This window comes from Rhizobium sp. 05N49 (assembly GCF_056396805.1).
The window spans coordinates 151,300-174,349 of the sequence record NZ_JBFTME010000006.1 but is presented as its reverse complement, the minus strand read 5'-3'; the positions used below and the strand labels follow the sequence as shown (position 1 = coordinate 174,349).

Annotated in this window: 23 protein-coding genes, 1 tRNA gene, 2 pseudogenes and 1 riboswitch; of the genes and pseudogenes, 10 read left to right on the top strand and 16 right to left on the bottom strand. The window is 60.8% G+C overall.

The features are described 5' to 3' along the window. Window positions 1-4: 4 nt before the first annotated feature. From AC1DF8_RS14455 to crcB, 3 genes are all read right to left on the bottom strand, one after another. A complete protein-coding gene (locus tag AC1DF8_RS14455; protein WP_478153993.1) occupies window positions 5-658 on the bottom strand; it encodes an HAD-IA family hydrolase in 654 nt (217 codons plus the stop codon). Next, window positions 655-1,647 carry an RluA family pseudouridine synthase gene (locus AC1DF8_RS14450; protein WP_029868837.1) on the bottom strand — a complete coding sequence of 331 codons (993 nt, stop codon included), beginning with the start codon at window positions 1,645-1,647 and terminating at the stop codon, window positions 655-657. Before AC1DF8_RS14450 ends, AC1DF8_RS14455 begins: the two co-directional genes overlap by 4 nt. A gap of 96 nt (window positions 1,648-1,743) precedes the next feature. Then, a complete protein-coding gene (gene crcB / locus AC1DF8_RS14445; protein WP_029868838.1) occupies window positions 1,744-2,121 on the bottom strand; it encodes a fluoride efflux transporter CrcB in 378 nt (125 codons plus the stop codon). Window positions 2,122-2,242: 121 nt separating this feature from the next. Between crcB and AC1DF8_RS14440 the strand changes: the two genes are divergently transcribed. Further along, complete coding sequence (locus tag AC1DF8_RS14440) at window positions 2,243-2,506, top strand: hypothetical protein (RefSeq protein ID WP_029868839.1); 264 nt, start codon at window positions 2,243-2,245, stop codon at window positions 2,504-2,506. A 76-nt stretch (window positions 2,507-2,582) separates the two neighbouring features. Here the strand turns inward: AC1DF8_RS14440 and AC1DF8_RS14435 are convergent. Continuing rightward, window positions 2,583-3,059, bottom strand: a pseudogene (locus AC1DF8_RS14435) (copper chaperone PCu(A)C); the annotation flags it as partial. A gap of 258 nt (window positions 3,060-3,317) precedes the next feature. Further along, window positions 3,318-3,410: riboswitch (glycine riboswitch) on the top strand. Between the two features lie 155 nt (window positions 3,411-3,565). On the opposite strand from AC1DF8_RS14435, the gene gcvT reads away from it, so the two are divergent. The 5 genes from gcvT (at window position 3,566) to AC1DF8_RS14410 (ending at window position 8,707) form a co-directional block, all read left to right on the top strand. Further along, entirely contained in the window at window positions 3,566-4,702 is a 1,137-nt protein-coding gene (gcvT, locus tag AC1DF8_RS14430) for a glycine cleavage system aminomethyltransferase GcvT (RefSeq protein ID WP_029868841.1), read from the top strand. Between the two features lie 24 nt (window positions 4,703-4,726). Continuing rightward, complete coding sequence (gene gcvH, locus AC1DF8_RS14425; RefSeq protein WP_029868842.1) at window positions 4,727-5,089, top strand: glycine cleavage system protein GcvH; 363 nt, start codon at window positions 4,727-4,729, stop codon at window positions 5,087-5,089. After that, on the top strand, window positions 5,089-7,953 hold the full coding sequence (gene gcvP, locus AC1DF8_RS14420) for an aminomethyl-transferring glycine dehydrogenase (protein WP_029869120.1): 2,865 nt from the start codon (window positions 5,089-5,091) through the stop codon (window positions 7,951-7,953). Before gcvH ends, gcvP begins: the two co-directional genes overlap by 1 nt. Before the next feature lie 137 nt (window positions 7,954-8,090). Then, entirely contained in the window at window positions 8,091-8,336 is a 246-nt protein-coding gene (locus tag AC1DF8_RS14415) for a DUF982 domain-containing protein (RefSeq protein WP_029869121.1), read from the top strand. 295 nt (window positions 8,337-8,631) lie between these two features. Further along, window positions 8,632-8,707, top strand: a tRNA-Thr gene (locus AC1DF8_RS14410). A 49-nt stretch (window positions 8,708-8,756) separates the two neighbouring features. Here the strand turns inward: AC1DF8_RS14410 and AC1DF8_RS14405 are convergent. Continuing rightward, window positions 8,757-9,725 (bottom strand): SDR family NAD(P)-dependent oxidoreductase, encoded by a 969-nt coding sequence (locus AC1DF8_RS14405; RefSeq protein ID WP_478153992.1) that lies wholly within the window; start codon window positions 9,723-9,725, stop codon window positions 8,757-8,759. A 135-nt stretch (window positions 9,726-9,860) separates the two neighbouring features. Between AC1DF8_RS14405 and AC1DF8_RS14400 the strand changes: the two genes are divergently transcribed. Together AC1DF8_RS14400 and AC1DF8_RS14395 are read left to right on the top strand one after the other, a co-directional pair. Further along, window positions 9,861-10,445, top strand: a complete 585-nt coding sequence (locus AC1DF8_RS14400; protein WP_113148210.1) for a TetR/AcrR family transcriptional regulator — start codon at window positions 9,861-9,863, stop codon at window positions 10,443-10,445. A gap of 120 nt (window positions 10,446-10,565) precedes the next feature. Further along, a complete protein-coding gene (locus AC1DF8_RS14395; protein WP_478153991.1) occupies window positions 10,566-10,871 on the top strand; it encodes a flagellar basal body protein in 306 nt (101 codons plus the stop codon). Between the two features lie 14 nt (window positions 10,872-10,885). Here the strand turns inward: AC1DF8_RS14395 and AC1DF8_RS14390 are convergent, their stop codons facing one another. From AC1DF8_RS14390 to AC1DF8_RS14350, 9 genes are all read right to left on the bottom strand, one after another. Continuing rightward, window positions 10,886-11,506, bottom strand: a complete 621-nt coding sequence (locus AC1DF8_RS14390) for a LysE family transporter (RefSeq protein ID WP_112968178.1) — start codon at window positions 11,504-11,506, stop codon at window positions 10,886-10,888. Between the two features lie 105 nt (window positions 11,507-11,611). Beyond that, a complete protein-coding gene (gene sufA, locus AC1DF8_RS14385) occupies window positions 11,612-12,007 on the bottom strand; it encodes a Fe-S cluster assembly scaffold SufA (protein ID WP_112547711.1) in 396 nt (131 codons plus the stop codon). A gap of 95 nt (window positions 12,008-12,102) precedes the next feature. Beyond that, window positions 12,103-12,477, bottom strand: a complete 375-nt coding sequence (locus tag AC1DF8_RS14380) for an SUF system Fe-S cluster assembly protein (protein ID WP_112547712.1) — start codon at window positions 12,475-12,477, stop codon at window positions 12,103-12,105. A 10-nt stretch (window positions 12,478-12,487) separates the two neighbouring features. Further along, entirely contained in the window at window positions 12,488-13,729 is a 1,242-nt protein-coding gene (locus AC1DF8_RS14375; protein WP_478153990.1) for a cysteine desulfurase, read from the bottom strand. Between the two features lie 12 nt (window positions 13,730-13,741). After that, a complete protein-coding gene (gene sufD, locus AC1DF8_RS14370; protein ID WP_478153989.1) occupies window positions 13,742-15,016 on the bottom strand; it encodes a Fe-S cluster assembly protein SufD in 1,275 nt (424 codons plus the stop codon). 23 nt (window positions 15,017-15,039) lie between these two features. Further along, window positions 15,040-15,795, bottom strand: a complete 756-nt coding sequence (gene sufC, locus AC1DF8_RS14365; RefSeq protein WP_112547715.1) for a Fe-S cluster assembly ATPase SufC — start codon at window positions 15,793-15,795, stop codon at window positions 15,040-15,042. 101 nt (window positions 15,796-15,896) lie between these two features. Further along, on the bottom strand, window positions 15,897-16,238 hold the full coding sequence (locus AC1DF8_RS14360; protein ID WP_112547716.1) for a GIY-YIG nuclease family protein: 342 nt from the start codon (window positions 16,236-16,238) through the stop codon (window positions 15,897-15,899). Between the two features lie 56 nt (window positions 16,239-16,294). Beyond that, the gene (sufB, locus tag AC1DF8_RS14355) at window positions 16,295-17,764 is read right to left on the bottom strand and encodes a Fe-S cluster assembly protein SufB (RefSeq protein ID WP_478153988.1); all 1,470 of its coding nucleotides are present in this window, start codon (window positions 17,762-17,764) and stop codon (window positions 16,295-16,297) included. Between the two features lie 144 nt (window positions 17,765-17,908). Further along, a complete protein-coding gene (locus AC1DF8_RS14350; RefSeq protein WP_112547718.1) occupies window positions 17,909-19,075 on the bottom strand; it encodes a cysteine desulfurase family protein in 1,167 nt (388 codons plus the stop codon). A 215-nt stretch (window positions 19,076-19,290) separates the two neighbouring features. On the opposite strand from AC1DF8_RS14350, the gene AC1DF8_RS14345 reads away from it, so the two are divergent. Then, window positions 19,291-19,968: an alpha/beta hydrolase gene (locus AC1DF8_RS14345; RefSeq protein WP_025668882.1), complete on the top strand. Its 678-nt coding sequence runs from the start codon at window positions 19,291-19,293 to the stop codon at window positions 19,966-19,968. Here AC1DF8_RS14345 and AC1DF8_RS14340 read toward each other — a convergent pair. Next, window positions 19,961-20,486: pseudogene (locus tag AC1DF8_RS14340) on the bottom strand (GNAT family N-acetyltransferase). The gene AC1DF8_RS14345 and the pseudogene AC1DF8_RS14340 overlap by 8 nt on opposite strands. Beyond that, complete coding sequence (locus tag AC1DF8_RS14335) at window positions 20,483-21,607, bottom strand: anhydro-N-acetylmuramic acid kinase (protein ID WP_478153987.1); 1,125 nt, start codon at window positions 21,605-21,607, stop codon at window positions 20,483-20,485. Before AC1DF8_RS14335 ends, AC1DF8_RS14340 begins: the two are co-directional and overlap by 4 nt. A gap of 121 nt (window positions 21,608-21,728) precedes the next feature. On the opposite strand from AC1DF8_RS14335, the gene tyrS reads away from it, so the two are divergent. Then, window positions 21,729-22,985: a tyrosine--tRNA ligase gene (gene tyrS, locus AC1DF8_RS14330; RefSeq protein WP_113015842.1), complete on the top strand. Its 1,257-nt coding sequence runs from the start codon at window positions 21,729-21,731 to the stop codon at window positions 22,983-22,985. Window positions 22,986-23,050 lie beyond the last annotated feature (65 nt).

Here is a 23,050-nt window from a genome sequence, read left to right as displayed (position 1 = left end):
CACCTCAGGAAAAATGGCGCAAGATCTCGTCAGGATGATAGGCGATCGCATCGGCGCCGTTGGCGATCAGCTCATCCACGCTGGCATATCCCCAGGCAACGCCGATCGCCTTGGCGCCGGCGGCCTTTGCCATCTGCATATCGTAAATCGCGTCACCAATGACAATGGCATCGGCCGCGTCAATGCCGGTTTCGTCGCAGCATTCGCTCACCATGGCCGGATGCGGCTTGGAGGGGCAATCGTCGGCGGTGCGTGCAACGACGAAATGCTTGTCGAAGCCGTGCGTCTCCATCACGAGCTTCAGCCCGCGCCGGGACTTGCCGGTCACCGCACCGATCAGCAGATCCTCGCGCCCGGTAAGCGCATCGATCATCTCGCGAATGCCGGGAAAGAGCGGCTCGCGATAATCGAGATCCTGACGCACGACCGAAAACAGCGATTTGTAATGCGCGGTCATGTCGACATCTTCCTGCTCGACATGCGGCTTGCCCTGCATGCGGGCAATGGCGATATCGAGCGTCAGGCCGATGATCGCCTTGGTCTCCTCGAAGCGCGGCTCGGGCTTGCCGAATTTTTCGAAGGTGCGGCGCATGGTTTCATGGATCAGCCCGGCACTATCGACCAGCGTGCCGTCACAGTCAAAAAGCGCGAGTTTCATTCGTCATCTCTCTCAGCCCCGGCAAGGTCGAGACCGAGCAGGTTCCATGTCTGTACCATGTGCGGTGGCAGCGGCGCACTGACGCGCAAGCGCCCACCGGATGGGTGCGGGATATCGATATGGCGTGCGTGCAGATGCAGCTTCTTTTGGATGCCGCCAGGGAAATCCCAGTTTGGATCTTCGTCGTAATATTTCGGATCGCCGATGATCGGGTGGCCGATATGCAGCGCATGGACACGCAGCTGGTGGGTGCGCCCCGTATAGGGCTCCATCTCCAGCCAGGCCAGGTTCTGTGCCGCCGTCTCGCGCACGCGGTAGAAAGAAATCGCGTGATCGGCGCCCTCCTCACCATGCTTGGCGATGCGCATGCGATCACCGTCGGCCGTCGGCTCCTTGACGAGCCAGGTCGAGATCCTGTCCTCGTGCTTGCGCGGCACGCCCTTGACCAGCGCCCAGTAGGTCTTCTTGGTATCGCGCTCGCGGAAGGCAGCCGTCAGCTTCTGCGCGGCACCGCGGGTGCGCGCAATCACGAGCACGCCCGACGTATCGCGGTCGAGGCGGTGAACGAGGCGCGGCTTCTCACCCTTCGGGCTGGTCCAGGCTTCGAGCATCTGATCGATATGCCGGGCGACACCGGAGCCGCCTTGCACTGCAAGGCCGGGTGGCTTGTTGAGCACGATGACCTTCTCGTCCTCGTGCAGCACCATTCGCGAGAGCAGTTCGAAATCGCTCGAATGCTTGAGATCCTTGCCGGCGATCGGTCCGGCCTTCGCCTTGGCATCGACGTCGAGCGGCGGTATGCGCACCATCTGACCGGGCTGCACGCGGGCATCCGATTTGACGCGGCCGCCATCGATACGCACCTGGCCGGAGCGCAAGAGCTTCTGCAACGGGCCGAAGCCGAGACCCGGGTAGTGGATCTTGAACCAGCGGTCGAGCCGCATGCCCGCTTCATCGGGCTCCACCTTGATGTGTTCTATACCTGCCATGGAATTCTTTCGGAAAATATGGGCGCGATCGAAGCCGGCGCCTCTCTTGCCGCTGCCTTTAGAGCATTTTTCGCAAAACGGAAATCGGAATCGAAATCAGATGAGCGCGCGCATCAGGCCGAGGCCGGCCATGACGGCCACCATCGAGAGCCCGACGCTTGCTGCGATATAGATGCCGCCTGCAAAGACCTCGCCGCGCTCGAACAGCGTGATGGCATCCAGCGAGAAGGCGGAGAAGGTGGTAAAGCCGCCGAGAAAGCCGGTGATCAGCAGCAGCCGCAGTTCCACCGAAGCATTGAAACGGCGCATGATCATCTCGGCAAAGACACCGATAATGAAGCAGCCGACGACGTTGACGATGAGCGTTCCCCAAGGGAAGCCCGGCCCCATGAGCCGCAGAGAGCCGAGGCCGACATAATAACGCAGAAGCGAACCGATTGCGCCGCCGACCGCGACGAGCAGAGCCTGGAACATGCCCCCGGTTTATTGCGATTCCTCACTGATTCCAATCGCGGCCGCGGAATTCTTACCATCCGGTAAAATGTGAGTGATTTTCTTAAGCCGAATGCGAAGATCGCATAGGTATGACAGGCGCATGACACAGGTCGTTTCCATATCCGCGAATACTGCGGCTGTCGCCTTCGAATCCTTGCGCATCCCGCAGCGCGTGGCAACGGGTACGGCCGCGCGCGAGGCTCGGAAGATCGCGGAACGCCAGCTCAATCAGAGCGGCGAAGATCCCGAGGAAGTGACCAACATCATCCAGAATACCGAAATCGCGCTCGATCTCATGACGAAAGGTTATCGCCAGCCGCAGGCCGGCTTGCAGCAGGCCCTGCAGTCCTACGAGGACGTCTGAGATTTAAAGATAGCTGGGAGGAGCAAAGCCCGCGCCCTGTCGCGGGCTTTTTCTTCGCGGGATCAATTGCCCGATCTTACTTGCCTTGGGCCGATAGTACGTTCAGCACCAGATCGACCTTGCCAGCCTTCTCGAAGGTCAGCGTGACGGGCACCTTGTCGCCCTGCTTGAAGGGCGTCTTCACCTTCTGGAACATCAGATGCAGATTGCCGGGCGAAAGCTCCACGGTTTTGCCCGCCGGTATGGCAATACCATCCTTCAGCTGACGCATCTTCATGACATTATCCTGCATGGCCATTTCGTGGATCTGCACTTCGCCTGACGTGGGAGATGTGACAGAAACGAGCCGGTCCTCTGTCGCACCATTGTTCTTCACGGTGAAGCCGCCGCCGCCAACGGGCTGGCCGGGGAGCATGGCCTTGGCAAACCCGCCGGAAACTTCGAGATCGCCGACCTTCACTGTGTCGCCATCCGATGACATGTCCATGGAGCCCATGTTGCCCATGTCCATGCCCTGCATATGCTGGTGGTCCTGACCGATGGCCGATCCGGCAAAGCCGCAGGCGCAAAGAAGTGCCGCAAAAGCCGATGTCCTGACAATGTTCATGGAATATCTCCTCGCTCCAGAGCCTTTCCTGACCGGAGTGTTCCGATCTGATCAGGAAAAGGCTCTCGGCTGCCGTTAGCCAATTTCGCCGCCAAATGCAAAAGCCCTTTTGCCGCTGCCGGCCTCGCTATTCCAAAGCCGCGACAAAAATTTGTGCGGTCGCGACATTTTGCTTGCCAAGGCCTGCCACCCCCGGATAATTGCCGCAACCTTGTTGGGAGAAGCCGGTACGCTGATGCCGGTGCCGAAGGAGCAACCGCCCCGGAAACTCTCAGGCAAAAGGACCACAAGGGGCAGACGGAACTCTGGAGAGAGGCGTTCTCGAAACGTCCGCCGAAGGGATAACAATCTCAGGCACAGGGACAGAGGGGGCTCAAGGAGACAAGGCGCAGCCGCGCCTTCAGTTTTGAGCCCGCGCCCGGAATTTCCGGCGCAAACCCCGGAGGCGTCGTTTGGACGATACTGCTGCCCTCAAGAAAACCCCGCTTCACGCGCTGCATCTGTCGCTCGGCGCCCGCATGGTGCCCTTCGCAGGCTACGACATGCCGGTGCAATACCCGGCCGGCGTGATGAAGGAACACCTGCAGACCCGTACCGCTGCCGGCCTCTTCGATGTCTCCCATATGGGCCAGGTCATCATCAAGGCGAAGTCCGGCAAGTACGAGGACGTGGCGCTCGCGCTCGAAAGCCTCGTGCCGGTCGATATTCTCGGCCTTGCCGAAGGACGCCAGCGCTACGGTTTCTTCACGGATGAGAATGGCGGCATCCTCGACGACCTGATGATCACCCATCTCGACGACCATCTCTTCGTCGTCGTCAACGCCGCCTGCAAGGATGAGGACGTCGCGCATCTGCAGAAGCATCTGTCTGGCACCTGCGACATCACCGTGCTCGACCGCGCCCTGATCGCGTTGCAAGGTCCTCGCGCCGTCGAAGCACTTGCCGAACTCTGGGCCGATGTCGCCGCCATGAAATTCATGGACGTGCGCCACTGCCGCCTGCACGACGTTTCCTGTCTCGTCTCCCGCTCGGGCTATTCCGGCGAGGACGGGTTCGAAATCTCCATTCCCGCCGACAAGGCCGTGGATGTCACCAACCGGTTGCTCGAGCACCCCGATGTCGAGCCGATCGGCCTCGGCGCCCGTGACTCGCTGCGCCTTGAAGCCGGCCTCTGCCTCTATGGCAACGATATCGACACGACGACTTCACCGGTCGAAGCGGCCATCGAATGGGGCATGCAGAAGGCCCGCCGCACCGGTGGCGCCCGCGCCGGCGGTTTCCCGGGTGCCGAGCGTATCCTCGGCGAACTGGACAAGGGCGTTTCCCGCAAGCGCGTCGGCCTGAAGCCGGAGGGCAAGGCGCCGGTGCGCGGCCATGCCAAGCTCTATGCCGATGCCGAAGGCAAGGCTGAGATCGGCGAAGTCACCTCGGGTGGCTTCGGCCCTTCCGTCGAAGGCCCCGTCGCCATGGGCTATGTGCCGGTTTCCCACATGGCACCGGGCACACAGATCTATGCGGAAGTGCGCGGCAAATATCTGCCCATCACCGTTTCCGCCCTTCCCTTCATCACGCCGACCTACAAACGCTGACCCTTATTGCGAGAGGATTTTTCCATGCTGAAATTTACCCAGGAACATGAATGGCTGAAGCTCGAAGGCGATGTCGCGACCGTCGGCATCACCACCTACGCTGTCGAGCAGCTCGGTGACCTCGTTTTCGTTGAACTGCCTGAGGTCGGCGCCACCTTCTCCAAGGATGGCAATGCCGCGACCGTCGAATCCGTCAAGGCGGCTTCGGATGTCTACTGCCCGCTCGATGGCGAGATCGTCGAAGTCAATCCGGCTATCGTTGCCGACCCGTCGCTCGTCAATTCCGATCCGCAGGGCGCAGGCTGGTTCTTCAAGCTCAAGCTCAAGAACCTCTCGGACGCCGATGGCCTGCTCGACGAAGCAGCCTACAAGGAGCTGACTGCGTAATGACGACGCCTACCGAATTCCAGTTCACCGACTATCAGCCCTATGACTTCGCCAACCGTCGTCATATCGGCCCCTCGCCGTCTGAAATGTCGGATATGCTCGGTGTCATCGGCTACAAGAGCCTCGATGCGCTGATCGACGCAACCGTGCCGCCCGCCATCCGCCAGAAGGCGCCGCTCCTCTGGGGGGCGCCGATGACGGAGCGCGAGGCGCTCGACAAGCTGCGCGAAACCGCCAACAAGAACAAGGTTCTGACCTCGTTGATCGGCCAGGGCTATTACGGCACGATCACGCCGCCGGTCATCCAGCGCAACATCCTGGAAAACCCGGCCTGGTACACSGCCTATACGCCCTACCAGCCGGAAATCTCGCAGGGCCGCCTCGAAGCGCTGCTGAACTACCAGACGATGATCTGCGACCTGACCGGCCTCGACGTCGCCAACGCCTCGCTGCTCGATGAAGCCACCGCCGCTGCCGAAGGCATGGCCATGGCCGAGCGCGTCTCCAAGTCGAAGGCCAAGGCCTTCTTCGTCGATGCCGACTGCCATCCGCAGACGATCGAGCTGATCAAGACCCGTGCCGAGCCGCTTGGCTGGTCTGTTATCGTCGGCGACCCCTTCAAGGATCTCGATCCGGTCGATGTCTTCGGCGCGATCTTCCAGTATCCGGGCACGCACGGCCATGTGCGCGATTTCACCGGCCTGATCTCCCGCCTGCACCAGACGGGCGCGATCGCCGTCGTTGCCGCCGACATCCTGTCGCTGACGCTTCTGAAGTCGCCGGGCGAAATGGGCGCCGACATCGCCATCGGCTCCTCGCAGCGCTTCGGCGTTCCGGTCGGCTACGGTGGCCCGCACGCGGCCTACATGTCGGTCAAGGATGCCATCAAGCGCTCCATGCCCGGCCGTCTCGTCGGCGTTTCCGTCGATGCCCGCGGCAATCGCGCCTATCGCCTGTCGCTGCAGACGCGCGAACAGCATATCCGCCGCGAAAAGGCGACGTCGAACATCTGCACCGCGCAGGTTCTGCTCGCCGTCATGGCCTCCATGTACGCCGTCTTCCACGGTCCGAAGGGCATCAAGGCGATCGCCCAGCAGGTCCACCAGAAGGCCGTTCTGATGGCCAAGGGTCTGGAAAAGCTCGGCTATAAGGTCGAGCCGGACACCTTCTTCGACACGATCACCGTCGATGTCGGACATATGCAGGGTCTCATCCTGCGCGCAGCCGTCGCCGAAGGTGTCAACCTGCGCAAGGTCGGTCAGACGAAGATCGGCATGTCGCTCGACGAGCGCACCCGCCCGGCAACGCTGGAAGCCGTCTGGCGCGCCTTTGGCGGCAATTTCCAGATCGCCGATTTCGAGCCGTCCTATCGTCTGCCGAAGGATCTCTTGCGCACCAGCGAATACCTGACGCATCCGATCTTCCACATGAACCGCGCCGAAAGCGAAATGACCCGCTACATCCGCCGGCTCTCCGACCGCGATCTGGCGCTCGACCGCTCCATGATCCCGCTCGGCTCCTGCACGATGAAGCTGAACGCCACGGCCGAAATGCTGCCGATCACCTGGCCGGAATTTTCCGACATCCATCCTTTCGTGCCGGCCGATCAGGCGCTCGGCTACCGCGAAATGATCGATGACCTGACGGAAAAGCTCTGCGCCGTCACTGGCTATGACGCATTCTCCATGCAGCCGAATTCCGGCGCGCAGGGCGAATATGCGGGCCTGCTGACCATCCGCAATTACCACATTGCCAATGGTCAGGGTCACCGCGACGTCTGCCTCATCCCGACCTCGGCGCATGGCACCAACCCGGCCTCGGCCCAGATGGTCGGCATGAAGGTCGTGGTCGTCAAGGTACGTGAAAACGGCGATATCGATCTCGACGATTTCCGCGCCAAGGCAGAAGAACATGCGGCAAACCTTTCCTGCTGCATGATCACCTACCCCTCGACGCATGGCGTGTTCGAGGAAACCGTCAAGGAAATCTGCGATCTCGTGCATCAGCACGGCGGCCAGGTCTATCTCGACGGCGCCAACATGAACGCCATGGTCGGCCTGTCCCGTCCTGGTGACATCGGCTCCGACGTCTCGCATCTCAACCTGCACAAGACCTTCTGCATCCCGCATGGCGGCGGTGGTCCCGGCATGGGTCCGATCGGCGTCAAGTCGCATCTGGCGCCTCACCTGCCCGGCCATCCGGAAACGGACGGTCGTTCGGGCGCGGTTTCGGCAGCAGCTTTCGGTTCGGCCTCCATCCTGCCGATCTCCTGGAGCTACTGCCTGATGATGGGCGGCGAAGGTCTGACGCAGGCAACGAAGGTGGCGATCCTCAACGCCAACTATATCGCCGCCCGCCTGAAGGGTGCTTACGACGTGCTCTACAAGTCGGCTGCCGGCCGTGTGGCGCATGAATGCATCATCGACACGCGTCCGCTGGTCGATAGCTGCGGCGTGACCGTCGATGACGTTGCCAAGCGCCTGATCGACTGCGGCTTCCATGCCCCGACCATGAGCTGGCCGGTTGCCGGAACGCTGATGATCGAGCCGACCGAGTCCGAAACCAAGGCCGAACTCGACCGCTTCTGCGAAGCGATGCTGGCGATCCGTCAGGAAGCCCGCGATATCGAGGAAGGTCGTTCGGACAAGCTCAACAACCCGCTGAAGAATGCCCCGCACACGGTCGAAGACCTTGTCGGCGAATGGGATCGACCCTATTCGCGTGAACAGGCCTGCTTCCCGCCCGGCGCCTTCCGCGTCGACAAGTACTGGTCCCCGGTCAACCGCGTCGACAACGTCTTCGGCGACCGCAATCTGATCTGCACCTGCCCGCCGGTCGAGGCCTACGCAGAGGCAGCCGAGTAGCGGCCAAGCTAGCTGCCCAAAGCGCAAGCGAAGGGCCGAGAATCAAAGCCCCTTCCATCATGGGAGGGGCTTTCCTAATTCTGATAGAAATGCGCGAAGGAAGTCACACCATGCCTCAGGATCAAAGCGAAGCTAGAATGCAGGCGCCATGGTCGAAGCCCGTGCTCGTCGCACTCGAAGAGCCCGGCCAATATGAGACCATCGCCAATACTCAGGCGGCCTCCTGGGCGATGATCGAGGACTGGCCGACGGAAGATGGTGCCGCACTGGATCAGGCGCTGCTGATCTGCGCCGATGTCATCAAGGGCAAGCGCACCGGCGAGGATGCGCGCAAGGCTTTCATCGCCGCCGCAGTCGAAGCTGGCCTCGACATCAAGGCTTGAGCAGCGGCGATTGGCAAAGAGCCGCGAGACTGGACGATGCGCGGCTCTGCTTTCCCGGCGATGAGGGCGTTGAGACTTTTTCGGGACTTTTGCCCGCACCGGTGAACCATTTTCGATTCTCTGCGTAATCATTCATGCTGGATGCTTTAAAGACCAGCTGGGAGAAGGGCTGCCTGCCCCTGTACCGGGCGCCCTTCTCCTGTATCCGCCATCTGCGGCAGGTTAACCTTACTGCCTAACCGTCTGTTGAAGCTCCGTTCGCCTGCGGACGTCGTTTCTGGCATAAAGACACCACGCCCCTCGTAGCTCAACGTCAGAGCAGCTGTCTGGTTTGCAGCCGATCCAGGTTCAATTCCTCGGCAGGGGCACCAGTCTCCCGGCCCCCTGCTCTCTGTCGTTGGCGAAGCGAGGGTTTGATGCCTAGAAGCGCTCGCCAACCATTTCTTCACTCCTGGCCCACAATGCCTTCGCCGTTTCGGGATCGAGCGCATAGGAGCGTACGCCCTCGGAAATCGGGCTGATCTCGGCGTCCGTCACGTGTGAGACGTGGCAATTCTCGCAATATTTGCCGCCGATCGCGTCTGCCGGGGCGACGAAACCGGCCCACACGGAAGTCGCTGCACCCTGCGGTATTGTCTTCCACTCGAAGCCCGACTTGCCCTCGGCAGCAAGTGCCGCGTTGATCTGCGCCAGCATGCCTTCGATCATGCCGGGGTCGAGATGACGGCCGAGCTCGGTCTGGATGCCGCCGGGATGCAATGCCGTTGCGCGGATGCCGCGCTCCCCGAGGCGCCGGTCGAGCTCCACCGCGAAGAGGATATTTGCGGTTTTCGATTGGGCATAGGCCGCCCAGGGCTCATAGGTCTTGCTCTCGAAATTGAGGTCGTCGAGGCTGAAAGGTGCCATGCGATGGCCTGAGGATGCGACGATCACCACACGGCCACCGGATTTGACGAGCGGCGCTATGCGGTTGACCAGCACGAAATGACCGAGATGATTGGTGCCGAACTGTGTTTCGAAACCGTCTGCGGTGCGGCCGAAGGGGGCGGCCATCACGCCGGCATTGGCAATGATGACATCGAAGGGCCGCCCATCCGCAATGAGCGCATCGGCGCAGGCTCGTACGCTTGCCAGAGAAGCAAGATCGAGCTCGACGATCTCAAGGCCGCCTCCGTCGGCCGCACCGGCGCGCACGACCTCCGTTGCCACCCTCGCCTTTGCGAGATCACGTGCCGTACCCACGACTTGTGCTCCATGGCCAGCCAGCACCCGCGCGGTTTCCACACCGAGACCGGCCGAAACACCTGTCACGAAAACACGCTTCCCCTTGAGATCGATGCCGGAAAGCACCTCGTCGGTGGTCGATGTCGCGCCAAAAAGTCCACTCATGATTATCTCCTTGATCATGGACGCACCGCTCCGGGCTGGTGGACCATTGCCCGCCGGCCTCTGATGGAATAAAAGGAGGATGCCTCCAGATAAATACGGAGGGACCCTCCGTTTATCAAGGGGACGTCTCGAAAAATGGCCGGAAAAAGTGACGGGCCTGCCGTCCGAAAGCCGCGTGCGGATGCCGAGCGCAATCGCCTTTTATTGATGGAAACGGCAAAGACCGTCTTCGCCGACAAGGGCTCCAGCGCCAGCCTGGAGGAAATCGCCCGCCTCGCCGGCGTTGGCATTGGTACGCTCTATCGCCATTTCCCGACGCGCGATGCGCTGATTTCCGCCGTCTATCGCAACGAGACTGCCCAGCTTGCGGCTGCGGCCGGGAGCTTGTCCGAAACGCATCCGCCTGTCGAAGCGCTCCGCCTGTGGCTGGTGCAGTTCGTCGACTATGTGGTGACCAAACACGGCATGTCCGAGCTGCTGGATTCGCTCGTAGGAGGCACGTCGCAGCTCTATGCCGATTCCGTTACCCCGATCACCGATGCCGTCAATCTGCTGATCGACCGCGCCACTGAGGCCGGCGAGATCCGCCTCACCATGGACCCGCTCGACCTTCTTCGGGCACTTGCCGGTGGTGCAAGCATCAGCTGCGGCCCGGCCTGGAGGCAAGCGGCCCGCCAGCTCATCGATATCCTGATCGCGGGCATGAGGGCCAATCGCTAAGGCCTCGTGCCATTCCGGCACAGCCGTTTAAACACCCTCGCCTTTCGCTAACCGAAGCCGTTCAGCATTCCCTAAATCCTTGCCGATACAACGCTCATGTCCGGAACAGGGAAACGGTCGATGAGCATTTCTGCAATCACGCATACGGCTCTTTCGGGAATGCTGGCGCAGACGAAGCGCGCAGGCGCGATCGCCAACAATGTCGCCAATGCGAGCACGCCGGGCTACGGCCGGCTGAACACGAGCTTCCAGTCTGTTGAACCGACGGGTGTTCAGGCAAGCGTCACCGCGACCGACCAGGACGTGGATTTCGCCACCGAACTGACCGACCTCGTCGAAACCGAACAGAGCTACAAGTCCAATGCCGCGGTCTTCGAAACCGGCGCCGATCTCTGGGACGTGCTGATGAGCATCAAGCGCGATTAACGCGCTCTCCTGCTCTATACGATCGAATAAGCCACCGAACCGAGCGCCACCGCGCCGAAGGCGATCAGCATGTAGCTTGTCGCTCGGCCGACCTTGGCCGTGAAATCGGTCGACAGCCGGTCTCTTGCAAGGCTGACGGCGCCGCTCAGGCAGAACCACCAGAGCAGAGATCCCATGAAGACGCCCGAGACGATCATTGCCGAACTGAACCGGCGCGTCTCCTCCGTCAGGCCGAGGCCGGCAAACAGTGCGCCGAACGAGAGGATCGTTGCCGGATTGGAAATGGTCAACAGGAAGGTCGAGATGGTCGTATGCAGGAAGTCGGCTGCATTGATCTTGGCCGCCTTGATCTTTCCCTTGTTTTTCAGCCCGCGCCAGCCGAGCCAGAGCAGCATCAGCCCACCCCCAAGCGCCAGCGGAATGGTGGCCATCGACATGGTTTCGGAGAAAACGGCAATCCCGGCGACAGCGACCAGTGCATAGCTTGCATCCCCGAGCGCGGTCCCTAGTCCGCCGGAAAAGCCATACCAGAACCCCTTCTCGAGGCTGCGGTTGATGCAGAGCGTTCCGATCGGCCCGAGCGGCGCAGTGATGATGACACCCAGGAGGGCGCCCTTGAGGAACAGGAGGAGCATTGTCCGCTTCGTTTCTTCTTGGTCGCTTGTCGATCTCGGACAGGCTCGTCAAAATCAAAAGGCCGCCAATTATGGCGGCCATCAGGCAATTTCAATGGAAAACTGTTAATGCTGAGCCGGAACCACGGCATCGCCGCGCGCGGCAAGGGCTGCGAGATCGGCGGGCTTCAGCTCGACAGATTCACCACATCCGCAGGCCGAGGTCTGATTTGGATTCGTAAAGATGAAGCCGGAGCGCAGTGTCGTCGTTTCAAAGCCGAGTTCGGTGCCGAGCAGGTAGAGAACGGCCGAAGGCTCAATCCAGACCCTGGCGCCGTCGCGCTCGATCAGGTCGTCCTTGGCATTGGGTTCTGTCACCATGTCGATGGTATATTCCATCCCGGCGCAGCCACCCTTCTTGATGCCGACGCGAATGCCTTTGGCATCCGGCCCGCCATTCTCGACGATCGCCTTCACGCGGTCCGCGGCGGCTGTCGTCATGCTCATTACTGCAAAGCCCATGGGCCAAATCTCCTTCCACGACCGGGGTCAAGATCCGGCGCTTCATGAATCAATGTAAGGCGATCACCTTAAGCGATCAATACCACGGTACCGTATCAGTACCAGCCAACCGCGACCTGCGCTTCTTCAGACATGCGGTCCGGCGTCCACGGTGGATCGAAGGTCATGGAAACCTCGACGCCCGAAACACCTTCGACTGCGCCCACGGCATTTTCCACCCAGCCCGGCATTTCGCCGGCAACCGGGCAACCAGGAGCCGTCAGCGTCATCATGATTTTCACCATGCGGTCATCTTCGATATCGATCTTGTAGACGAGGCCGAGCTCAAAGATATCTGCGGGAATTTCCGGGTCGTAGACGGTCTTGAGAGCGCCGATCACGTCCTCGCTGAGCCGCGCCAGTTCCGCTTCCGGAATGCTGGAATGCACGATGCCCTCGCGCACGTCGATCTTTTCTTCATCCAGGCTCATGGCTTCTTCCTCAAGCAAAGAACTTGCGCGCATAGTCGAGCGCATCGGCCAGCGCATCCACTTCGGCGCGGGTATTATACATGCCGAAGGATGCACGGCATGTGGAGGTGACGCCGAAGCGTTTCAAGAGCGGCATGGCGCAATGCGTGCCCGCGCGCACAGCAACACCCTGTCGGTCGATTACCATCGAGACGTCATGGGCGTGGATGCCTGCAAGCTCGAAGGAGAAGATCGCGCCTTTGCCCGGGGCATTGCCGAAGACGCGCAGCGAATTGACCGCCTTCAGCCGCTCTTCCGCATAGGCCGAGAGATCAGCCTCATGGGCTGCGATATTCTCGCGGCCGATCTTGTCCATGTAGTCGAGCGCATAACCGAGCCCGATCGCCTGCACGATCGGCGGGGTGCCGGCTTCGAAGCGATGCGGCGGATCGTTGTAGGTGACGATGTCTTCGCTGACTTCGAAGATCATCTCGCCGCCACCCTGGAACGGCCGCATCTCCTTCAGCCGGTCCTTCTTGCCATAGAGCACGCCAATTCCGGAGGGGCCATAGAGCTTGTGGCCGGTCATGACATACCAGTCACAATCGATATCCTGCACGTCGACGGGCAGATGCACAGCACCCTGTGAACCGTCGATCAGCACCGGAATGCCTCGCTCATGGGCGATGCGGCAAACTTCCTTGACCGGGACGATGGTGCCGAGCGCATTCGACATATGGGTGATCGCGACGAGCTTGGTCTTGTCGGTCAGGCTCTTTTCGAAATCCTCGATATGGAAGGCGCCCTCATCATCGACAGGCACCCAGACGAGCTTGGCGCCCTGCCTCTCCCGAATGAAATGCCAGGGCACGATATTGGAGTGATGCTCCATGATCGTCAGCACGATCTCGTCACCCTCGCCGATCTTGGGCATGCCCCAGCCGTAGGCGACGGTATTGATCGCCTCGGTCGAGTTCTTGGTGAAGACGATATCGTCTACAGAAGGCGCATTCAGGAAGCGGCGAACCTTTTCGCGCGCCGCTTCATAGGCTTCCGTTGCCGCATTGGAAAGGTAATGCAGGCCGCGATGCACATTGGCATATTCATGGCTGTAGGCATGCGAGATCGCATCGATCACCGCCTGCGGCTTCTGGGCGGAAGCGCCGTTGTCCAGATAGACCAGCGGCTTGCCATGCACCTTCTCCGCAAGGATCGGGAAATCCCTGCGGATGGCTTCGACATCATAGGCGGTTGCCGGTACGATCTTGTCCATGGCGTTTTCCGATCAGGCGTGCTTTTCCAGCCAGGCCGAGATGACGCCTTCCAGCGCCTCGACTAGGGCTTCGTCTTCCAGTTCCTCGACAATCTCGGCAACGAAGGCGTTGACGAGCATGGCGCGCGCCTTGTTCTCCGGGATGCCGCGAGCCATCAGATAGTAGAGATGGTTGTGGTCGATATCGGCAACCGTCGCACCATGGCCACACTGAACGTCGTCGGCGAAGATTTCGAGCTCGGGCTTGACCGAGAACTCTGCATCATCGGACATCAGCAGCGTGTTGCAGGCCATCTTGGCATCGGTCTTCTGGGCATCGGGTGCAACCCGGATCATTCCCTGGAAGACACCCTTGGCGCGGTCGAAAACGACGTTGCGGATAACTTCCGTCGAGCCGGTATGCGGCACGTTGTGGCCGAGAACCATCGTCACATCGGTATGCGTCTCGCCGCCGAGCAGGTTGATGCCGCGCAGCGTCAGATCGGCGCCCTCGCCGCTCACCTTGATGTTCAGCTCCTGGCGCACAAGCTTGCCGCCGGCATTGATGACGAAGAGCTTCAGCTTTGCGTCAGGGCCGAGATCGACGCGGATCTGGCCAAGATGCGTATCCTCGGCGCCCTGCTGCTGCAGGATGATCCAGGTCAGCTCCGTGCCCTGCCCGACCGTGATCTCGCTGACATGCGACACAAGCGCGGCATTGTCGGTCACCGACTGGTGACGCTCAATGACGACACCCTTCACATTCGCGCCAAAGGCAACCGGCAGGCGGGTATGAACGTCGCCGCCAGCATGGATGAACTGGATTTCCAGCGGCTCTTCAAGCTCGGTGCCCTCGGGTACTTCGACGACATAGCCGTCCTTCACGAAGCTGCCATTGATACGGCCGACCGCGTCGTCATTGCCGAGCGCATCAAGGCCTGCAGCGGCAGAACCGTCGATCAGTTTTTCGGAATAGGGAAAAACCTGGACATCGCCAGCCGAAGCCTTGTTGGCTGCCTTGCCCTGGATGACGGACAGAACCGGAGACCCTTCGACCAGCGGCTCCAGCGCTTCCGAACCGGCGTCACCCGCCTGGATCGGAACATTGCGCAAGAGATTCTTGAGGTCGGTATAGTGCCAGGCCTCGATACGGCGCGTCGGCAGGCCTTGCTTCTTCAGGTCGTCGAGCAGCCGGTCACGCAGCGCGGTGACCGCGCCATTACCCGGCAATTCGCCGATCTTCTCGTTGAAGGCTTCGATCAGCGCCGATTCGGCCGCGGTCAGGCGGCTCGTCGTTTGCATATTCATGGACGTCGTCCTTTCCGCCACGCTCAGGCTGCGGCGCCGATGATATCGGCGTAACCGTTGGCTTCCAGCTCATGAGCGAGCGTCTTGTCACCGGACTTGATGACCTGGCCCTTGTAGAGAACGTGGACCGTATCGGGCACGATGTAATCGAGCAGGCGCTGGTAGTGGGTGATGACGATAACGGCACGGTCGGGCGAACGCAGCGCGTTGACGCCGTCGGCAACGATCTTCAGCGCGTCGATGTCGAGGCCGGAGTCCGTTTCGTCGAGCACGCACAGCTGCGGCTCGAGCAGCGCCATCTGCAGGATCTCGGCGCGCTTCTTTTCACCGCCGGAGAAGCCGACGTTTAGCGGGCGCTTCAGCATGTCGGTATTGATCTGCAGCTTGGCGGCAGCGTCCTTGACGCGGCGCATGAAATCCGGCGTCGTCAGTTCGTCTTCGCCGCGCGCCTTGCGCTGCTCGTTCATGGCAACCTTCAGGAACTGCATGGTGGCGACACCCGGGATTTCGACCGGGTATTGGAAAGCGAGGAAGATGCCCTTGGCCGCACGCTCGGCCGGATCGAGCTCGAGAATGCTCTCGCCATTATAAAGGATGTCGCCCTCGGTCACTTCGTAATCTTCACGACCGGACAGCACATAGGAGAGCGTCGACTTGCCGGAGCCATTCGGACCCATGATGGCGGCCACTTCGCCGGCCTTCACGGTCAGGTTCAGGCCACGGATGATCTCGGTGCCGTCTTCGGCGATGCGGGCATGAAGGTTCTTGATTTCAAGCATTTCGTTTTTCCTGTCCATAAGCGGGTTCAAGTGCCGCCTGATTGACCGTTCGCACCGGTCCTCGATCGTCATCCTCGGGCTTGTCCCGAGGATCTAAGCCGTCAATTGTAATCGCTCCACTCCCGCGTATTCGGATGCGGTCGATAGATATTCTCGATTTCATCAATCCGCTCGTAGAGATCCATCCAGGTCGGGTTGAACTCTTCAACAAGCTTGATTTTCCATTCACGCATGTAGCGCTTCAGAGATTTTTCCCGTCTGATTGCCAACACGATATTAGGATGGTGCTCAAACCAGACGAGATTCTTTGCTCTGTATTTCTGCGTGAAACCCTTCTGGATTTCGTTGCGATGTTCCCAAATGCGTCCGTGCAAATCGCTCGTGACGCCGATGTAGATCACTCCTCGTGGCTTGTCGGACATCATGTAGACGAAACCACTCATTTTGACCTCTGGCCACGGCAGATCCTCGGGACAAGCCCGAGGATGACGGAGCCTATTTAACCGACGCTGCCTTCCAGCGAAATGCTGATCAGCTTCTGTGCCTCGACGGCGAATTCCATCGGCAGTTCCTGCAGGACTTCCTTGACGAAGCCGTTGACGATCAGCGCGATCGCCGCTTCGGTCGGAATGCCACGCTGCAGGCAGTAGAACAGCTGGTCTTCGGAGATCTTCGAGGTGGTTGCCTCATGCTCGAACTGTGCCGTCGAGTTCTTGGCCTCGATATAGGGCACCGTATGAGCACCGCACTTGTCGCCGATCAAGAGCGAGTCGCACTGCGTGAAGTTGCGGGCGTTCGATGCCTTGCGGTGAGCCGAAACCTGGCCGCGATAGGTGTTCTGCGAAACGCCGGCAGCAATGCCCTTGGAGACGATGCGGCTCGACGTGTTCTTGCCGAGATGGATCATCTTGGTGCCGCTGTCGATCTGCTGATGGCCGTTGGAAACGGCGATCGAATAGAACTCGCCTCGGGAGTCATCGCCGCGCAGAATGCAGGACGGATATTTCCAGGTGATGGCCGAACCGGTCTCGACCTGCGTCCAGGAGATTTTCGAACGGTCGCCACGGCAATCGCCGCGCTTGGTGACGAAGTTGTAGATGCCGCCCTTGCCGTCCTTGTCGCCCGGATACCAGTTCTGGACGGTCGAATACTTGATCTCGGCATCATCGAGCGCAACAAGCTCGACCACCGCGGCATGCAGCTGGTTTTCATCGCGCTGCGGTGCTGTGCAGCCTTCGAGGTAGGAGACGTAGGCGCCTTCCTCGGCGATGATCAGCGTGCGCTCGAACTGGCCGGTATTCTTCTCGTTGATGCGGAAATAGGTGGAAAGCTCCATCGGGCACCGCACGCCTTTCGGCACGAAGACGAAGGAGCCGTCGGTGAAGACAGCCGAGTTCAGCGTCGCATAATAGTTGTCGGTCGTCGGAACGACGGAGCCGAGATATTTCWGCACGAGATCCGGATGCTCGCGGATGGCTTCAGAGATCGACATGAAGATCACGCCGGCCTTCTTCAGCTCTTCCTTGAAGGTCGTCACGACCGAGACGGAATCGAACACAGCATCGACGGCGATCTTCGGCCTCTCGACGCCGGCGAGGATCTCCTGTTCCTTCAGCGGAATGCCGAGCTTCTCATAGACCTTGAGAATTTCGGGATCGACTTCGTCCAGCGACTTCGGGCCTGGCGTGCTCTTCGGCGCCGCGTAGTAGTGGATCGCGTTGAAATCGATCTTCGGATAGTCGACGCGCGCCCAGGTGGGCTCCTCCATCGTCAGCCAGCGCTTGTAGGCTTCGAGACGCCATTCGAGCATCCATTCCGGCTCCTGCTTCTTGGAGGAGATCAACCGGATGATGTCTTCGGAAAGGCCCTTGGGTGCCTTGTCCATTTCGATGACGGTTTCGAAGCCGTATTTGTACTGGTCCACGTCGATCTGGCGGACGCGATCGACTGTTTCCTGGACAGCAGGCATGTCACTCTCCAATCTCGCCGGAGAAAAGGTCCGGCAGCTTGTCAGTGGGGCTATTTTTCTTTGCCCCTGATGTAAGTGGCCAAAAGGGACTTTTCAGCCCTGATGGCAAGTAGAAATTTGCGTTTCCGCAAGATTATGAGGCGTTCAGGCTGCCTCGCCCGCCAGCTTTCGCCGGGAGGCAATTTTCGCAAAGGCCACAATCGCACGATCCACGTCGTCTTCCGTCGTCGAAAAGCCGAGCGATATGCGCAAGGCCCCGAGCTTCGGATCGCGGCCCATCGCCGTCAGCACATGGCTTTCGCCGACCCTGCCGGAGGAGCAGGCAGACCCCGCCGAAAGCGCCACCCCTTCGAGATCGAAGGCGATCTGGCCGGTCTCTGCCTTCATGGAAGGAAGCGTGAAGAAGATCGTGTTGGCAACGCGCGGACCGTCCGCGCCGTGGATGATGACATCGGGCGCGGCAGCACGCATGCCGGCTTCCAGCCGGTCTCGCAACGCTGCAATTGCCGCATTCCGTTCCTCAAGGTTCTGGAGGGCGGCGTCTGCCGCGGCGCCAAAGCCGATCAGCGCCAGTGAATTCTGTGTCCCCGAGCGGTGACCCTTCTCCTGCCCGCCACCACGGATCAGCGCCTTCGGCATCAGCGCCTCGCCGCGGGCAATCAGTGCGCCGGCACCCTTCGGGCCGCCGATCTTGTGGGAGGATATGATCATGAAATCCGCGCCGATCCGTTCGATCTCGATGGGCAGACGCCCAGCCGCCTGAACGGCATCGACGACGAAGAGTCCGCCATGGGCGCGCACGATCCTGCCCGCCTCCTCGACCGGCTGGACAATGCCCGTCTCGTTGTTGACGAACATGATCGCCACCATCGGCAGGCCGCTCGCCTTGTCGTGAGCGTCGAGAAGAGCGGCCAGCGCCTTCAGATCGACGATGCCGGCGTCAGTGACCGGAATTTCCGTCGTTTTTTCTTTCGGGAAGCGTCCGCCTTCGCGCACGGCCAGATGCTCGACGGCCGAATGATAGAGACGGCCGAGCTTCAGCGGTGTGCGGCCCATGCTGAATTCCGGCGTCAGGACCATATTGGCGGCTTCGGTTGCACCGCTCGTAAAGATCACATTGGCGGAATCAGTGCCTGACAGAAGCGCGATCTTGCGGCGTGCGCCCTCGATGGCTGCACGCGCAGCACGGCCTTCGCCGTGCACGGAATTGGGATTGCCGAAGACATCCACGGCGCGCATGACCGCGTCACGCGCAGCAGGGTGCATCGGCGATGTTGCGTTCCAATCGAGATAAAGGCGTGGCGGCGCCATTGTCTTCGGTCCTGCGCTTGACGAGCTTGCTCGGGCGCGGCGGTGCATTTTTCTTGAAATTTCCGCCGGGCTTGCCGTATGACACGTTCCACGCTGCGTGGATCGCCATGCAAGTTTCGAATTGTTCTAAACTGCGTTTTAGAAAAGCTGACAACCGTCGTCAAGTCATGTTGTCGCCAAACGTAGCGTGAACGCGAAATAAAACCGGAGTACCGATGCCCGAAGTTATTTTCAACGGCCCAGCCGGCCGTCTTGAAGGCCGCTACCAGCCCTCCAAGGAAAAAAGCGCACCGATCGCCGTCATTCTGCACCCGCATCCGCAGTTTGGTGGCACGATGAACAACCAGATCGTCTACCAGCTCTTCTACATGTTCCAGAAGCGCGGCTTTACGACACTGCGCTTCAATTTCCGGGGCATAGGCCGCAGCCAGGGCGAATTCGACCACGGTGCGGGCGAGCTTTCGGATGCCGCCTCCGCCCTCGACTGGGTGCAGAGCCTGCATCCCGATTCGAAGACCTGTTGGGTTGCCGGTTATTCCTTCGGCTCCTGGATCGGCATGCAGCTTCTGATGCGCCGCCCGGAAATCGAAGGTTTCATGTCGATCGCGCCGCAGCCGAACACTTACGACTTCTCGTTCCTGGCACCCTGCCCCTCCTCCGGCTTGATCATCAATGGCGAGGCGGACAAGGTGGCGCCTGAAAAGGACGTCAATGGTCTCGTCGAGAAGCTGAAGACCCAGAAGGGTATTTTGATCACCCACCGCACGGTGCCGGGCGCCAACCACTTCTTCAACGGCCAGGTCGATACGCTGATGGCCGAATGCGAGGATTACCTCGACCGCCGCCTGAATGGCGAACTCGTGCCGGAACCGGCCGCCAAGCGCATCAGGTAACGGCCTGCCGCATGGCGGCCGTCATCTCGAATTCTACGCCCTTGACACCTTCGATAAAGATCGGCCCGCGCTCCCGCATGCCGATCTTTTTCAATATGTGCTGCGAGACCAGATTGTCCGGGTGGGTGAAGGCCACGAAATGCGGCGCGATGCCTTCGGCGAAGAACCAGTCCGCGAGCCCCGCTGCGATTTCGCTCGCATATCCCTTGCCCCATTCGCCGGCGTAAAACGCATAACCCATTTCATATTCGCCGGTATGAAAGAGCGAAATCCCGGCTCGCCCGATGAAGCGACCGTCCTCGCGGCTGACGATCTTGTATTTTGTCGTGCCGTCGCGCGCCTGCTCGGCAAAATAGGATCGCAGCCGCTCCTCGCATTTTTCGCGTGACCACGGGGCCGCTCCAGACATGTAGCGCGTCGTCTCGATGGTCGAATGCAGGTCCTGGATCAGATCAGCATCGCCGTTCCCGCATCCGGGCGACAAGGCGCGGCGTTCGGAAAATAACGTCGCCGCTCATCTTTCGGGCTCCGACAGCACGCCGCCGCTCACCGGCTGGCTGACACCTGTCGTGCCGGGATAGGTCAGCGGCAGGCCCTCCAGCGAGCGGACGGCGAGATAGGCCCAGGCTTCTGCCTCCATGGCATCCCCATCGAAACCGGCCTCTTCGGCGCTCATGACACGAGAGCCGTTCTTGCCGGCCATGTCGGCTAACTCAGCCATGATCGTGCCATTCAGCCGTCCACCACCGCAAACGATGTAGACGGACGGCCTGTCAGGCAGATAACCGGCCGATTTGATGATCGAGCCCGCAGCGACATGCGCCAACGTGCGCGCGCCATCCTCAAGGCTCGCCTCACCGTGCGCCAGTGGCTTGAAATCGCCGCGATCAAGCGAGCGGCGGATATTGCCGCTGAAAAACGGGCTACCGAGGTAGCGCGCGGCGATGTCAGGCACCATCTGCCCGCGCCCCGCGATCTCGCCGCCCGGATCGTAAGTCCTGCCCGTGTGCATCTCCACCCACTGGTCGATCAGCGTATTGCCGGGGCCGCTGTCGAAGGCAGCGATGCGCCCCTCCGCGCCGATGTAGGTGAGGTTTGAGATGCCGCCGATATTGACGAAGCAGACGGCCTGTCCATCCTTCTGGAAGCGGCCGGCGAGCGCCGCGTGGTAGGCAGGCACCAGCGGCGCGCCCTGCCCGCCATGCACCATGTCGTTGGCGCGCATGTCATGGACGACGGGAATGCCGCATCGTTCGGCCAGAAGCGCACCATCGCCGATCTGAATGGTCAGCGCATCATCGGGCCGGTGCAGCACGGTCTGGCCGTGGAAGCCCAGCACGTCGATATCGCCCCTGACGAGGCCGAACTTTTCTAGAAATGCCGTAACGGCATCTGCGTGACGCAAGGTCAGTTCGACCTCGATCTCGCGCAGTTCGTCCGGCCGCGCGCCGCGATCGCTCAGCGGGCGCGCCAGATCAAGGGCCCGCTTCAACCGCTCGCGAAAGCCGCCGTCATAGGCCACGCCCAGAAACGGACCGCGCTCGATGAAGCCCCGTCCGTCTGTCCTGAGAAGTGCCACATCGATGCCATCCATCGAGGTGCCGCTCATCAAGCCGATCGCAGTCCTGACGATATCCATTGCGCCATGCGCCTTTCATGCGATTCCCGGATGCACTTTTGCAAAAACAGTGCTAAACGCGCCGCGATGCTTCAACAAGCATCAATCCCATCTTCCGTTCGACGTTCAAGAGACGAAACCCATGTCGCAGTTCAAGTCCGATTTCCTCCGCACGCTGCAAGAGCGCGGCTTCATTCATCAGATCTCTGATGAAAGTGGCCTCGACGATCTCTTCGCCAAGGAAATCGTGACCGCCTATATCGGTTTCGATCCGACCGCACCCAGCCTGCATGCCGGATCGCTGATCCAGATCATGATGTTGCACTGGATGCAGAAGACCGGTCACCGCGCCATCTCGCTGATGGGCGGCGGCACGGGCATGGTCGGCGACCCCTCCTTCAAGGAGGAAGCCCGCCAGCTGATGACCGTCGATACGATCGAAGGCAATATCGCTTCCATCAAGCGCGTCTTCTCGAACTACCTGAATTACGGCGACGGTCCGAAGGACGCGCTGATGATCAACAATGCCGAATGGCTGCGTTCGCTGAACTATCTCGAGTTCCTGCGCGATGTCGGCAAGCATTTCTCGGTCAACCGCATGCTGTCCTTCGACAGCGTCAAGACGCGCCTCGACCGCGAACAGTCGCTGTCCTTCCTGGAATTCAACTACATGATCCTCCAGGCCTACGATTTCGTCGAGCTTGCCAAGCGCTATGATTGCCGCCTGCAGATGGGCGGCTCGGACCAGTGGGGCAACATCGTCAACGGTATCGACCTCGGTCACCGCATGGGGACGAAGCAGCTCTACGCATTGACCTCGCCGCTGCTGACGACCTCCTCCGGTGCCAAGATGGGCAAGTCGGCCACGGGTGCCGTCTGGCTGAATGCCGACATGCTCTCGGCCTACGATTTCTGGCAGTACTGGCGCAATACGGAAGACGCTGACGTCTCGCGCTTCCTGAAGCTCTACACCACGCTGCCGATGGATGAGATTGCCCGCCTCTCGGCACTCGCCGGTTCCGAGATCAACGAGGTCAAGAAGATCCTGGCGACCGAGGTCACTGCGATCCTGCACGGCCGTGAAGCCGCCGAACAGGCTGCCGAGACGGCCCGCAAGACTTTCGAGGAAGGCGGCCTCTCCGACAACCTGCCATCGGTCGAGGTTCCCGCCTCCGAACTCGATGCCGGCATCGGCCTTCTGTCGCTGATCGTCCGCGCCGGTCTTGCCGCGTCGAACGGCGAAGCCCGCCGTCACGTCCAGGGCGGCGCCGTGCGCATCAATGACCAGGCCGTCAGCGACGAACGCAAGATGATCGGCAGCGGCGAGATCACCGCAGATGGCGTCATCAAGTTGTCGCTCGGCAAGAAGAAGCACATCCTGATCCGCCGCGCGGCCTGAGCCGCGCAAGCGATACGAAAAGAAAAGCCGGCCGTCGCGCCGGCTTTTTCTTTGCCGCCTGTCAG